The organism is Variovorax sp. P4_B11 (assembly GCF_056402355.1).
The window spans coordinates 17,348-30,620 of record NZ_JBFUHO010000080.1; the positions used below are offsets into that span (position 1 = coordinate 17,348).

A 13,273-nucleotide genomic window follows, 5' to 3' on the forward strand; every position below is an offset into this window, starting at 1 on the left:
GAGCGATCGCGGTTTGTTAGTCACGAGTGCCACTGGTTGACGACAAGGCACGCCGTGCCTCAACTTGCGCGGGGTCCGGCAGGCGCAGGTCGGTGGCCAGCCCGAGTGCTTCGAAGCCCTTGATGAGCCAGAAGCCAGGATCGAGGTTGCTCCACTTCAGGCCAAAGCTGGGCGAGTTGGCGAACCGGTGATGGTTGTTGTGCCAAGACTCGCCCAAAGTGATGAGGCCGAGCACGCCGACGTTGCGGCTGGACTCACGCGTCTCGTACGCGCGGTCGCCGAACACATGAAGGAACGAGTTGATCGACCAGATGATGTGCTCCAGTACGAAGAGCCGAAGCACACCGCCCCAGAACAGGCCTGAGAGGGCACCGGAGAGGTCGCAGTGGTAGGCGAAGCCGGCTGCGGTCGGCAGCAGCAGCCCGATCCACACGATCGAGAAATAGTGGCGATTGATGCTTCGCAGATACGGGCTGCGCAGCAGGTCCGGTGCGTAGCGAACCACGTTGGGGTACGGATGCCTGCGCATCCACAGGAAATGCGAATGCAGCAGACCGCGAAGCCGGTTGACGAAGCCTGCACCGTGAAGATTGGGTGAGTGCAGGTCGGATTCGGTGTCGCTCTTCTCGTGGTGCAGGCGGTGGATCGCGACCCACGAAGTGATGCCGCCCTGCGCCGCCATTGAGCCCAGCACAGCCAGCACGACCTGGACCGAGGGCGTAGCCTGGAACGAGCGGTGCGTGAACAGGCGATGGAATCCGACCGTGATGCCAAGGCCCGTTAGCAACCACATCGTCGCGATGAGGGCGACTTCGAAGCCCCCGTGGTACAGCCGATCCCAGTACAGTGGTGTCGCTGTGACGAAAACCAGCGGGAGCACATCGAAGAGGAAGAAGTGGCGCTGTTGCAGGCGCTGAATCAAGGGTGTCTCGACGACGAATCGACCGCTCTTCATATGCTCCTCTCTTGGCATTTCTCTATGCCAGCCAATCGGCATGGCGTGCCCACAGCCGCTCGCCCGTCAAGGTCTTGAACCTGCACATCAGGTTTTCCACCAAGCTGCGCTTCGTGATAGCCGCTGCTCCCCGTCCCGCGCGAGTCGCCTCCAGCAACAAAATCCAACTCGACCGCAGACAGGCTACGAATCCGATTCGGAAGAACAGGAAAATCCGACCCGCTCTTGAATAGACTAGCTCTCATCGTTGCCACCATTCCAAAATGTTGAAAGGCCAAGACACTGAGCCTCGCTCGACGCCGAACAGCAAGGTGCAACTTCATTTCAAGTCACAGGCGATCGCTCGTCCATAGAAATTGTCTGGAAGATTCTCAGAATTTTCTTTTTCAACGAGACTGACCTGCCCCTCCCGCCGCGCCATTCACAACGAGGCGGTTCAGGCTTACAAGCTCGGTTGATTTCTTTGGCTGTTGAGGCGCGCACGGCCATCCGGTAGCCTCTGAAGACAGCCGCCTGATCGAGCACCCGCGTGACGTATTGACTCGAGATGCTCATGCACTCGTGGCTCAAGTCGTCGGCCATGGTCAAGCACTTGATGCACATTCCGGTGCTCAAGCTGTCGCTGACGAAGTCCATGCTTCACGCCGGCACACGTTCGTCGGCGAGGCCCTTGACCTCCTTGCGCTTGCGCACCGCCAGATTGGCGGCGCTGTAGAGCCTGTGGGCCATCTTGTGGTTCACGCCGGGGAAGGAATCCGTATCCCGTGCCCGAACTCATGGGTCGGCTTGCTTTGGTGATTGGCAAGTCAGTCCCGCTCGTACCGCATCGGGGGTGACGAAGGCCGGCATCGAGTACAGACGATCGGCTCGCCGGTGTCGAGCACGCGGCGCTTCTGTGTGTTGGGAATCAGGTCCTTGACGAAGTGGCCGATCGTCCATCCGCTCCGGTTTCGTCGCTACTATCGAAGGCCCTCGGAAAGTGGAACACGATGACAGGAACACCTGCGGCGGCCTTGCTATGCTGCGCCCCTTGCACTGCCTGCCGACGCCCGGGCGCAACGACCCGTTCGCCGCGCACATCACTCCTTTTTGCGGACTCTCATGAGGAACTCCCGGCTCCCTGCGCTTTGCCTCGTCGCTCCCCTGCTGCTCGCTGCCTGCGCGGTCCCGCGCCCGCCCGAGCAGGTGGCCGCACCGACGCCCGCGCAATGGCAGACGCCGCTGCCGGCCGGCACCGCCCCCCTGCCCCACGGCGGCTCGATGCCGTCGCTGGCCGAATGGTGGCGCCAGCTCGACGATCCGCTGCTGGTCGAACTGATCGTCGCCGCCGAGGCCGCCAGCCCGACCGTGGCCAGCGCGCAGGCGCGCATCGGCGAAGCCCACGCCGCACGCGTCGCGGCCGGCGCGGCGCTGGTGCCGAACCTCAACGGCTCGCTGTCGGCCAGCCGCGGCAATTCGCCGACCTCGGGCTTCACGACCGGCACGACCGGCGCCATCGGCACCGACATCCCCCCGATCACCACCCAGCAGGCCGGCCTGCAGTCGAGCTGGGAGATCGACCTGTTCGGCGGCCTGCGCGCCAGCCGCGACGCCACCCAGTCGCGCTACGCGGGCGCCGACGCGCGCTGGCACGACGCCCGGGTCTCGGTGGCGGCCGAGACCGCCAACGCGTACCTGGCCGAGCGGGCCTGCCGGCGCCAGCTGGTGGTGTCGACCTCCGACGCGCAATCGCGCGCCGAGTCCGCGCGCCTGACCGAGTTGTCCGCGCAGGCCGGATTCACGGCGCCCGCCGATGCCGCGCTGGCCCGCGCCAGCGCCGCCGAGGCCGCCGGCCGCCTGACGCAGCAGCGGGCGCTGTGCAGCGTTCAGCAGCAGGCGCTGGTGGCGCTGACCGGCATCGAGGGAACGGTGCTGGCGCCCAAGCTGGCCGCTGCCCCGATCGACGTCACGTTGCCCGCGGTGCAGGCGGTCTACAGCGTGCCGGCCGAGGCGCTGGCGCAGCGGCCGGACGTCTACGCAGCCGAACTCGACGTCGCCGTGGCCAGCGCCGAGGCCGGCGCGGCGCTGGCCCAGCGCTTTCCGCGCCTGTCGCTCCAGGGATCGATCGCCGTGCTGAAGGTGCGCGGCGGCGGGTTCAGCGAAACCCTGGACACCTGGACCCTCGGTCCGCTGGCGCTCAACGTTCCGATCTTCGACGGCGGCACGCTGGCGGCCAACTACGACGCCGCCAAGGGCCGCTACGACGAATCCGTGTCGCTCTACCGCGCCAACGTGCGGCGGGCAGTCAGCGAAGTCGAACAGGCACTGATCAACCTGCAGAGCACCAACGACCGCGCGGCCGACGCCGACACCGCGGTGCGCAACTACCAGACCTCCTTCGACGCCACCCAGGCCCGCTACACCACCGGCCTGGCGAGCCTGTTCGACCTCGAGGATGCGAGGCGCACGCTGTTCGTCTCGCAGACCGCCCGCGTCGCGCTGCAACGCGAACGCGCCGAAGCCTGGGTCTCGCTCTACCGCGCCATGGGCGGCGGCTGGATGCGGCCCGAATCCGTCGCCACTTCGACCTCTTCCGTTCGCCCGTCGCCATGAAAAGAATGAAGCGTTCCACCCTCCTCGTCCTGCTGGCCGCCGTGCTGGTCCTGGTCGCCGGCGCCTTCTGGCTGCTGCGGCCCACGTCGGCCGCCGCGCCCGAGAAGAAGCCCGAAGCCGCCGCCCGCCCCTCGCTGACCGTCACGGTCGCCAAGCCCGAAACCAGCGAACTCAGCGTCACGCTGGCCGCCAACGGCAATGTCGCCGCCTGGCAGGAGGCCAGCATCGGCTCCGAATCGAACGGCCTCAAGCTGGCCGAGGTGAGAGTCAACGTCGGCGACATGGTGAAGAAGGGCCAGGTGCTGGCCACCTTCTCGGCCGAGTCGGTGCAGGCCGACGTGGCGCAGGCCAGGGCCTCCCTGGCCGAGGCCCGCGCCACCGCCGCCGATGCCACCGGCACCGCCGCGCGGGCCCGCACGCTGCAGGCCACCGGCGCGATGAGCCAGCAGCAGATCAACCAGTACCAGACCGCCGAGCAGACCGCCAAGGCGCGGGTCGAGGCGGCCGAGGCGGTGCTGGCCGCGCAACAGGTGCGCGGCCGCAACACGCAGGTGCTGGCGCCCGACGACGGCGTGATCTCCGCCCGCACCGCCACCGTCGGCAGCGTCGTCAATGCCGGCAGCGAGCTGTTCCGCATGGTCCGCCAGGGCCGGCTCGAGTGGCGGGCCGAGGTCACCTCGTCGGAACTCGGCCGCATCGCGGCCGGCACGCCCGCGGTGATCACCAGCGCCGGCGGCGCCCAGGTCAGCGGCAAGGTGCGCAGCGTGGCGCCGACAGTCGATCCGCAGACACGGGCGGCGCTGGTCTATGTCGACATTCCGAACGCGCTGCAGAACACCGGCCTCAAGGCCGGCATGTTCGCGCGCGGCGACTTCCAGCTCGGCCACACCAGCGCGCTCACGGTGCCGCAGGCCTCGGTGGTGCCGCGCGACGGCTTCAACTACCTGCTGCTGCTGCAGCCCGACCACCGGGTCGCGCAGCTCAAGGTCGAGACCGGCCGCCGGGTCGGCGACCGGGTCGAGATCACGACGGCGCTGCCGGCCGATGCGCGCGTGGTGGTCCAGGGCGCCGGCTTCCTGAACGATGGCGATCTGGTGCGGGTGGTCGATGCGCCCGCGGCCGCCAAGCCCGCCGTCGAAGCCGTGAAGTAAGGAGCAGCGCCCATGAACGTCTCGGCCTGGTCCATCCGCAACCCGATCCCGGCAGTGATGCTGTTCGTGCTGCTGAGCTTCGCGGGTCTGCTGTCCTTCAACGCGATGAAGGTGCAGAACTTCCCCGACATCGACCTGCCGACCGTCACGGTGTCGGCCGCGCTGCCGGGCGCGTCGCCCTCGCAGCTCGAGAACGACGTCGCGCGCAAGCTCGAGAACGCGATCGCCACCATCCAGGGCCTCAAGCACATCACGACCAAGGTGCAGGACGGCGCCGCCACGCTGATCATCGAGTTCCGGCTCGAGAAGCCGGTGCAGGAGGCGGTCGACGACGTGCGCTCCGCGGTGCAGCGGGTGCGCGCCGACCTGCCGGCCGATGTCCGCGACCCGGTGGTCACCAAGCTCGACTTCGCGGCCCAGCCGGTGCTGGCCTTCACGATCGCGTCCTCGAAGATGGACGACGAGGCGCTCTCGTGGTTCGTCGACAACGACATCACCAAGAAGCTGCTGGCGCTGCCCGGCGTGGGCGCGGTGAACCGCGTCGGCGGTGTCACGCGCCAGGTGCATGTCGACCTCGATCCGGCCAAGCTGCAGGCGCTGGGCGCCACCGCGGCCGACATCTCGCGCCAGCTGAGGCTGGTGCAGACCGAGAGCGCGGGCGGCCGCACCGACGTCGGCGGCAGCGAGCAGCCGGTGCGCACGCTGGCCACGGTGCAGTCGGCCGACCAGCTGGCCGAGATGCAGATCGCGCTGCCCGACGGCCGCCGCATCCGGCTCGACGAGGTGGCCCGCATCAGCGACACCATCGCCGAGCCGCGCGCCTCTGCGCTGCTCGACGGCCGGCCGGTGGTCGGCTTCGAGGTGGCGCGCAGCCGCGGCGCCAGCGAGGTCGAGGTCGGCGCCGCGATCCAGAAGGCGCTGGCCGAGATGCGCGCCCAGCGCCCCGACATCCAGCTCACGGAGGCCTTCAACTTCGTCGCCCCGGTCGAGGAGGAATACGAAGGCTCGCTGCACCTGCTCTACGAGGGTGCGATCCTGGCCGTGATCGTGGTCTGGCTGTTCCTGCGCGACTGGCGCGCCACCTTCGTCTCGGCGGTGGCGCTGCCGATGTCGGTGATCCCGGCCTTCGTGGGCATGTACCTGCTGGGCTTCTCGATCAACGTGGTCTCGCTGCTGGCGCTGTCGCTGGTGGTCGGGATCCTGGTCGACGACGCGATCGTGGAGGTCGAGAACATCGTGCGCCACCTGCGCATGGGCAAGTCGCCCTACCAGGCCGCGATGGAAGCGGCCGACGAGATCGGACTGGCGGTGATCGCCACCACCTTCACCCTGATCGCGGTGTTCCTGCCGACCGCCTTCATGAGCGGCGTGGCCGGCAAGTTCTTCAAGCAGTTCGGCTGGACCGCGTCGCTCGCGGTGTTCGCCTCGCTGGTGGTGGCGCGGATGCTGACGCCGATGATGGCGGCGTACATCCTGAAGCCGATCGTCGGCGCCGGCAAGGAGCCGCGCTGGCTCGCGATCTACATGCGAATGGCCGAATGGTGCCTCAAGCACCGCTTCTCGACCATGGTGCTGGCCACCCTGTTCTTCTTCGGTTCGGTGGCCATGATCCCGCTGCTCAAGACCGGCTTCATTCCGCCCGACGACAACTCGCAGACCCAGGTCTACCTGTCGCTGGCGCCCGGCGCCACGCTGGCCCAGACCACCGCGGCGGCCGAGGAAACGCGCACCCGCGTGATGGCGATCGACCATGTGCGCAGCGTCTACACCACGGTCGGCGGCGGCAGCGCGGGCGGCGACCCCTTCGCCAACTTCGGCACGCCCGAAACACGCAAGGCGACCCTCACGATCCAGCTCGACCCGCGCGGCGACCGGCCGCGCAAGCAGGTGATCGAGAACCGGATCCGGGCCGCGCTCGAAACGCTGCCCGGCGTGCGCAGCACGGTCGGCCTCGGCGGCTCGGGCGAGAAGTACATCCTGGCGCTGAGCGGCGACGACGCGGCCGCGCTGACCACCGCGGCCCGCGCGGTCGAGCGCGACCTGCGCACGATTCCCGGCCTCGGCAACATCACCTCGACCGCCAGCCTGATCCGGCCCGAGATCGCGGTGCGGCCCGACTTCGCGCGCGCCGCCGACCTCGGCGTGACCAGTTCGGCCATCGCCGAGACGCTGCGCGTCGCCACCCTCGGCGACTACGACCAGAACCTGCCCAAGCTCAACCTGGCGCAGCGGCAGGTGCCGATCGTGGTCAAGCTGGAGGATTCGGCGCGCCAGAACCTCGCCCTGCTGGAGCGGCTCGCAGTCCCCGGTGCGCGCGGCCCGGTGATGCTGGGCCAGGTAGCGGCGCTCACGGTCGAGGGCGGCCCGGCCGTGATCGACCGCTACGACCGCACACGCAACGTCAACTTCGAGATCGAACTGTCAGGCGTCGGCCTCGGCGACGCCAAGGAGGCGGCCATGAAGCTGCCCTCGATCCGCAGCCTGCCGCCCGGCGTGCGCGTGGCCGAGGTCGGCGACGCCGAGGTCATGACCGAGCTGTTCGCGAGCTTCGGCCTCGCGATGCTGACCGGCGTGCTGTGCATCTACATCGTGCTGGTGCTGCTGTTCAAGGACTTCCTGCATCCGATCACGATCCTGTGCGCGCTGCCGCTCGCGCTGGGCGGCGCCTTCGTCGGCCTGCTGATCGGCCAGAAGGCGCTGTCGATGCCCTCGCTGATCGGGCTCATCATGCTGATGGGCATCGCGACCAAGAACTCGATCCTGCTGGTGGAATACGCGATAGTCGCCCGCCGCGAGCACGGCCTCTCGCGCTGGGACGCGCTGCGCGACGCCTGCCACAAGCGCGCCCGGCCGATCATCATGACCACGCTGGCGATGGGCGCCGGCATGCTGCCGATCGCGGTCGGGCTCGGCAGCGCCGACTCCAGCTTCCGCTCGCCGATGGCGATGGCGGTGATCGGCGGGCTGATCACCTCCACCGTGCTGAGCCTGCTGGTGGTGCCGGCGGTGTTCACCTATGTCGACGACGTCGAGGGCTGGATCCGGCGCAGCGTGCGTCGCCTGCGCGGCAAGCCGGCGACGCCCGAGCCGAAGCCGGACGCGGTTCACGGCGCGGGATAGACTCTCTTCCGTCCACCGACGGAGCCACACCATGACTCGACCTGTTTTCCGTGCCGCGATGTGCGGTGCACTGCTGGCCGTCGCGCTCGGCGCCGCCGCCCAGACGCCGACCGATCTGCAGCAGGCCCAGGAGCGCTATCAGCGGCAGCTCGCGGTCTGCAACAGCGGCAAGCTGCCCGCACCCGAGCGCGACGCCTGCGTGCGCGATGCCGGTGCCGCGCTGGACCGCGCGCGCGGCGGCCCGCCGGCCAACGTCACCACGCGCACGCCCGACCGCCGTGCCACGGTGGTCACGCCAGCCGGCGAGCCGGTGCCGGGCGCGACCGAATCCGTGCGCTCGCAGCGCTCGACCACCGTGGTGCCGGTCGAGCCGCCGTCGCGCTGAGAACCCGCATAATCGCCCCATGCCCGCCCTTCGCCGCGCCCGCCTTCTCGCCAGCTTCGTGCTGGCGTGGTTCGCGCTGTCGCTCGGCGCTGCGGTGGCGTCGCCGCTGGTACAGCCCAAGCCGATGGAAATCGTCTGCTCGGCCGCCGGCGCCTCCATGCTGGTGGTGTTGACCGACGACGGCGCGCAGGCGCCCGCTGCCGGCCACCTGGACTGCCCGCTGTGCCTGCCGACCGGCGCACCGCCGCCGGCCCTGCCGCTGGCCGAGTTGCCGACAGCCCAGCCCCTGGGCCATGCGGTCCAGCCGATCCCGGCCGCGCGTATCGCCGCGGCCACCGCGTCGCCGCTGCCGGCGCGCGGCCCCCCACTCTCCTGAGCTTGCTTCAGACCTGATGCACGAGGCGCCCTGGCGGGTGCTTCGCTGCGCTTTTCCAGCAATGCATCGGCACCCGAGGGATGCCGAGGAGTTTTCTTCCCATGAACAAGACCGTGCTGTCGCTCGCGCTGAGCGCTGCATTTCCCTTGTGGGCCCTGCCCGCCCTGGCACAGGACGCGCCGCGTTCGCGCCCGGCCGACGAGGTCCCCGAGCGCACGCGCTCGCTCGGCGTCGTCACCGTGACCGGCGGCCAGCCGAGCTCGCTGCCGACCCAGATTCCGACCACCATTGAAGGGGTGACGCGCGAGGAGATCGAGACCCGCATCAACGCCACCGACAGCGAGGACGCGCTCAAGTACCTGCCCAGCCTGCTGGTGCGCAAGCGCTACATCGGCGACTACAACCACGCCATCCTTTCCACCCGCGCCTCGGGCACCGGCAACAGCGCCCGTTCCGCGGTCTACGCCGACGGCATCCTGCTGTCGAACTACCTCGGCAACGGCATCGCCAACGGCAGCAACTACGCGCCACGCTGGGGCCTGGTGACGCCCGAGGAGATCGAGCGCGTCGACGTGATGTACGGCCCCTTCTCGGCCGCCTACCCGGGCAACTCGGCCGGCGCGGTGGTCGACTACGTGACGCGCATGCCCACCCAGCTCGAGGCGCACGTGAAGGCCGGTTTCGCCTCCCAGCCCTTCGACCTGTACAACACCCACCAGACCTTCAACAGCTGGCAGACCAGCGCCTCGATAGGCAGCAGGAGCGGCGACTGGTCGTGGTGGATCGACGTCAACCGCACCGACAGCCAGGGCCAGCCGCTGACCTTCACCACCGCCACCGTGGCCTCGGGCACGCCCGGGCGCGCGGGCACGCCGGTGGTGGGCTTCGTGCCGGGGCTCAACACCACCAACACGCCCTGGTACATCCTGGGCACCGGCACCCAGTACCACACCATCCAGGACCACGCCAAGCTCAAGCTGGCCTACGACTTCTCGCCCACGGTGCGCGCCACCTACACGCTCGGCTGGTGGCAGAACAGCGCCGAGGGCCGGCCCGAGACCTACCTGAGCAACGCCGCAGGGATGCCGGTGTACACGGGTGCCATCAACATCCTCGGGCGCAGCTTCACGCTCGCGCCGACGGCCTTTCCGATCACCAACGATCAGCAGACGCACGTCATGCACGGCCTGTCGGTCAAGAGCAATACCCAGGGCGAGTGGGACTGGGAGGTGGCCGCGAGCCTGTATGACTATTCGACCGACCAGCAGCGCCAGCCGACCATCGCGCTGCCGCAGGCGGCCTTCGGTGGCGCCGGCACGCTGCAGGACCAGGGCGGCACCGGCTGGAACACGCTCGCGGCCCGCGGCACCTGGCGCCCGCAGGGGGTGGGCGGCGCGCACATCCTGGACTTCGGCGTCGGGCGCGCCGCCTACGAGTTGGGGATCCTGAAGCGCAACGTCTTCGGCAACTGGCTGGATGGCCCGCCCACGACACTGGTGAGCAACGTCGGCGGCGACAGCCAGATCTATGACGCATGGGTTCAGGACGCCTGGTCCTTCGCGCCGAAATGGAAGGCCGTGCTCGGCCTGCGCTACGAGGACTGGAAGGCCGACAACGGCTTCACTCAAGTCGCAACCAGTGCCATTGCGTACGCGCCGCGCAGCCAGTCCGACGTGTCGCCCAAGGCGGCGCTGGCCTACCAGCTGAGCGATGACACGGTGCTCAAGGGGTCGCTGGGGCGCGCGGTGCGTTTCCCGACCGTGGGCGAGCTGTACGGCGCCACGACGGGCGGTGCGCTGTCGTTCATCAATGATCCATTCCTGAAGCCCGAGAAATCCTGGACCAGCGAGCTCTCGGCCGAAAAGGACCTTGGCAATGGCCTGGCCCGCGCCACCCTGTTCCACGAAACCACGGACGACGCGATCTTCAGCCAGCTCATTCCCGGCTCGACCACCGTCTCGCGCGCGCAGAACATCGCGAAGGTCCGGACGACCGGCTTCGAACTGGCCTACACCGGGGAGGATGTGCTCATGCGCGGGCTCGACCTCGGCGGCAGCCTGACCTTCGCCGACTCCAAGACCGTCGAGAACCCGGGCAACCCGGCCAGCGTCGGCAAGTGGCAACCGCGCGTGCCTCGCTGGCGGTCGACCGTCTTCGCAACGTACAAGCCCGACGCGCGCTGGGCCTTCACGGTGGCCGCGCGTTACAGCGGCAAGCAATATTCCACGCTCGACAACAGCGACGTCAACGGCTTCGCCTACACCGGGGTCAGCAAGTACTTCACCGTCGACCTGCGCGTGCGCTACCAGATCGCCAGGCAATGGTCGGCCGCCTTCGGTATCGACAATGCCAACAACTACCAGTACTGGAACTTCCACCCCTACCCGCAGCGCACGTACACGGCCGAACTGCGCTGGGACCTTTGAACCCCGATCCAAGGAGATCCTGATGACCACCGCCCGCCACATCCGTTCGCTCGCCGCCTGCGCCGCGCTCTGCAGCACCGCCGCCCTGGCCCACGTGACCCTGCCCGCCGGCGGCGCCGCGGCCGGGAGCGCGTACGACGCCGCCTTCCGCGTCGGCCATGCCTGCACCGAGGCCAAGGCCACCACCGCGCTCCGTGTCCAGTTGCCCGAGGGCTTCACGCTGGTCCAGGCGCAGCCGCGCAGAGGCTGGACGCTCGCCATCGCACCGCGCGAGGTGTCCTGGAGGGCCGACTCCGCGCAGGCCGCCCTGCCTGCCACCGAGCAGGCCGAGTTCATCGTCCGCGGCAAGCTGACCGACAAGCCCGGCCCGCTCTACTTCAAGGTGCTGCAGAGCTGCGATGTCGGCAGCGCCGACTGGGCCCAGCTGCCGGTCGCCGGCTCGAGCGCCAAGCTGGCCTTTCCCGCAGCCCGCCTCGACGTGCTGCCGCCGGGCGTCGCCGCGGTCGAGGTGCGCGACGCCTGGGTGCGCCAGACCGTGCCGGGCCAGAGCGGCACCGGCGCCTTCATGAAGCTCACGGCGCCCTCGGGCGCACGGCTGGTCGGCGCCTCGACGCCGGCGGCCGGCGTGGCCGAGCTGCACGAGATGAAGATGGAAGGCGACACCATGAGGATGCGCGAGCTCACCGGTGGACTCGAACTGCCGCCGCGGCAGACCGTCGAGCTCAAGCCCAGCGGCCAGCACGTGATGCTGATGGACCTGAAGCAGCCGATCGCCAAGGGCGGCAGCATCCCGCTCACCTTGCGCTTCGAGGACGCCAAGGGCGTCAAGAGCTCGCTCCAGGTCGACGTCCCGGTCGGCGCACCGGCCGGCGCTGCGACAGAATCGCACGGCCACACGCACAACTGACCGCGGCCGGAAGCTGCCGGCCTGGCGATCCAGGGACTGAGCGCCGGCGGCGCGATTCAGTCGAAGCCCCGCACCTCGCCCACCAGCGCCGTCAGCCGGGCCACATCGGTCACCACCAGCGCCTTTCCTTCCTTCACCAGCAGCCCGTCGCGGCGCAGCGCATTGAGCTCGCGCGTCACCTGCTCGCGGTTGGTGCTGATGCGGCTGGCCAGTTCGGCATGGGTCGGCACCGGCTCCAGCCGCGACCGGTTGCCGGCCACGCCGGCCCCCCGCGCCAGCCGCAGCAACTCGGCGTGCACGCGGTTCTGCACCCCGAGCGTGCTCAGGTCGATGACCCGCTCGGACAGCTGACGCACCAGCGCCGCCAGCCCGCGCATCACGCGCTCGGCGACCACCGGCTCATTGCGCAGCAAATCGAGAAAGGCGCCACGGTCCAGGCTGGCAACCACGCTGGGCCTGAGCGTGACGACATCGGCCGATCGGGGCTGGCCGTCGATCGCCGCGATGTCGCCGAAATGCTCCCCCTCCTGCGGATCGCGGAAGGTGACCTGCCGGCCGTTGGCCGCATAGGAGGTCACCCGCAGGGCGCCCGAGACCAGGAAATAGACCTCGCTCTTGCGCTCCGAACGCAACAGCACCGGCGAGCCGGCCGGCAGGCTCTTCCACTGGCAGCGCTGCGCCAGCTGGTCGAGCCGATCGGCCGGGAGTCCCTGCAGCAGCGCAATGTGCTGCAGGCCGAGGCTGGAACGTTGGAACCCCATGGCAGACCTCTGCGCACATGTCGAACGGATCGAAAAAAGCCGTGCGAAAACGCACAGCCGGGAAGGCTCCGAAGCGCCACAGTCGCGCCCTGTGATGGCCGCGATGTCCGTGGCCGCACATCATCAAGCCTTCGGGAGATTTCATCATGAATGCGAAGCAACTTCTCGGTGTCTGCGCCTTCGCCCTGGCCGGCGCCACCGCCTTTGCCCAGACGGTCCCGGCCGAGCTGTGGGTCGGCGCGCCGATCGCCACTACGGGCAGCGCCCAGAGCCGTTCGGCCGTGACCGCCGACTTGTCGGCCAGCCGGTCGATGGCGAGCGCACCGCCGGAGCTTCGCGTCGGCCCCGCCGACATGGCGCCGGGTGCGATGAGCCGGGCCGAAGTTGCCGCCGACACGACGCTCTGGATCCGGTCCGGCATGAGCCAGGTCGCCGGCCGGGACAGCTTCGACCCGTCGAGCCCGGCTTACCGCGCGCAGATGGCCGCCTACCAGCGCATGCGCAACGGCCCGGACTTCGTGGCCGAGGTGCTGTATGCCGTGCTCTACGAGGGCAAGGTGGTCGAAGCCCAGAACAAGCTGAGCCGCGTGCACATGACGC

At 69.2% G+C, this 13,273-nt stretch carries 11 protein-coding genes; 8 read left to right on the plus strand and 3 right to left on the minus strand.

Features of this window, described 5'->3' with window-relative positions:
• Window positions 1-16: 16 nt before the first annotated feature.
• Complete coding sequence (locus AC1DYD_RS36675; RefSeq protein ID WP_478177652.1) at window positions 17-955, minus strand: acyl-CoA desaturase; 939 nt, start codon at window positions 953-955, stop codon at window positions 17-19.
• A gap of 324 nt (window positions 956-1,279) precedes the next feature.
• A complete protein-coding gene (locus tag AC1DYD_RS36680; protein WP_478177653.1) occupies window positions 1,280-1,591 on the minus strand; it encodes a hypothetical protein in 312 nt (103 codons plus the stop codon).
• A 465-nt stretch (window positions 1,592-2,056) separates the two neighbouring features.
• Between AC1DYD_RS36680 and AC1DYD_RS36685 the strand changes: the two genes are divergently transcribed.
• The 7 genes from AC1DYD_RS36685 (at window position 2,057) to AC1DYD_RS36715 (ending at window position 11,912) form a co-directional block, all read left to right on the plus strand.
• Complete coding sequence (locus AC1DYD_RS36685) at window positions 2,057-3,547, plus strand: efflux transporter outer membrane subunit (protein ID WP_478177654.1); 1,491 nt, start codon at window positions 2,057-2,059, stop codon at window positions 3,545-3,547.
• Window positions 3,544-4,698, plus strand: coding sequence for an efflux RND transporter periplasmic adaptor subunit (locus AC1DYD_RS36690; RefSeq protein WP_478177655.1), 1,155 nt, complete (start codon window positions 3,544-3,546; stop codon window positions 4,696-4,698). Before AC1DYD_RS36685 ends, AC1DYD_RS36690 begins: the two co-directional genes overlap by 4 nt.
• A 12-nt stretch (window positions 4,699-4,710) precedes the next feature.
• Window positions 4,711-7,818, plus strand: a complete 3,108-nt coding sequence (locus AC1DYD_RS36695) for an efflux RND transporter permease subunit (protein WP_478177656.1) — start codon at window positions 4,711-4,713, stop codon at window positions 7,816-7,818.
• 31 nt (window positions 7,819-7,849) lie between these two features.
• On the plus strand, window positions 7,850-8,203 hold the full coding sequence (locus AC1DYD_RS36700; protein ID WP_478177657.1) for a hypothetical protein: 354 nt from the start codon (window positions 7,850-7,852) through the stop codon (window positions 8,201-8,203).
• A 19-nt stretch (window positions 8,204-8,222) separates the two neighbouring features.
• Entirely contained in the window at window positions 8,223-8,579 is a 357-nt protein-coding gene (locus AC1DYD_RS36705; RefSeq protein ID WP_478177658.1) for a DUF2946 family protein, read from the plus strand.
• Between the two features lie 101 nt (window positions 8,580-8,680).
• Window positions 8,681-11,005 (plus strand): TonB-dependent receptor, encoded by a 2,325-nt coding sequence (locus AC1DYD_RS36710; protein ID WP_478177659.1) that lies wholly within the window; start codon window positions 8,681-8,683, stop codon window positions 11,003-11,005.
• 22 nt (window positions 11,006-11,027) lie between these two features.
• Window positions 11,028-11,912 (plus strand): copper chaperone PCu(A)C domain-containing protein, encoded by an 885-nt coding sequence (locus AC1DYD_RS36715; RefSeq protein ID WP_478177660.1) that lies wholly within the window; start codon window positions 11,028-11,030, stop codon window positions 11,910-11,912.
• Between the two features lie 56 nt (window positions 11,913-11,968).
• Here the strand turns inward: AC1DYD_RS36715 and AC1DYD_RS36720 are convergent, their stop codons facing one another.
• Entirely contained in the window at window positions 11,969-12,673 is a 705-nt protein-coding gene (locus AC1DYD_RS36720) for a Crp/Fnr family transcriptional regulator (protein WP_478177661.1), read from the minus strand.
• A 146-nt stretch (window positions 12,674-12,819) separates the two neighbouring features.
• Here AC1DYD_RS36720 and AC1DYD_RS36725 point away from each other — a divergent pair.
• On the plus strand, window positions 12,820-13,273 hold a 454-nt coding region (locus tag AC1DYD_RS36725; RefSeq protein WP_478177662.1), incomplete at its 3' end, for a hypothetical protein.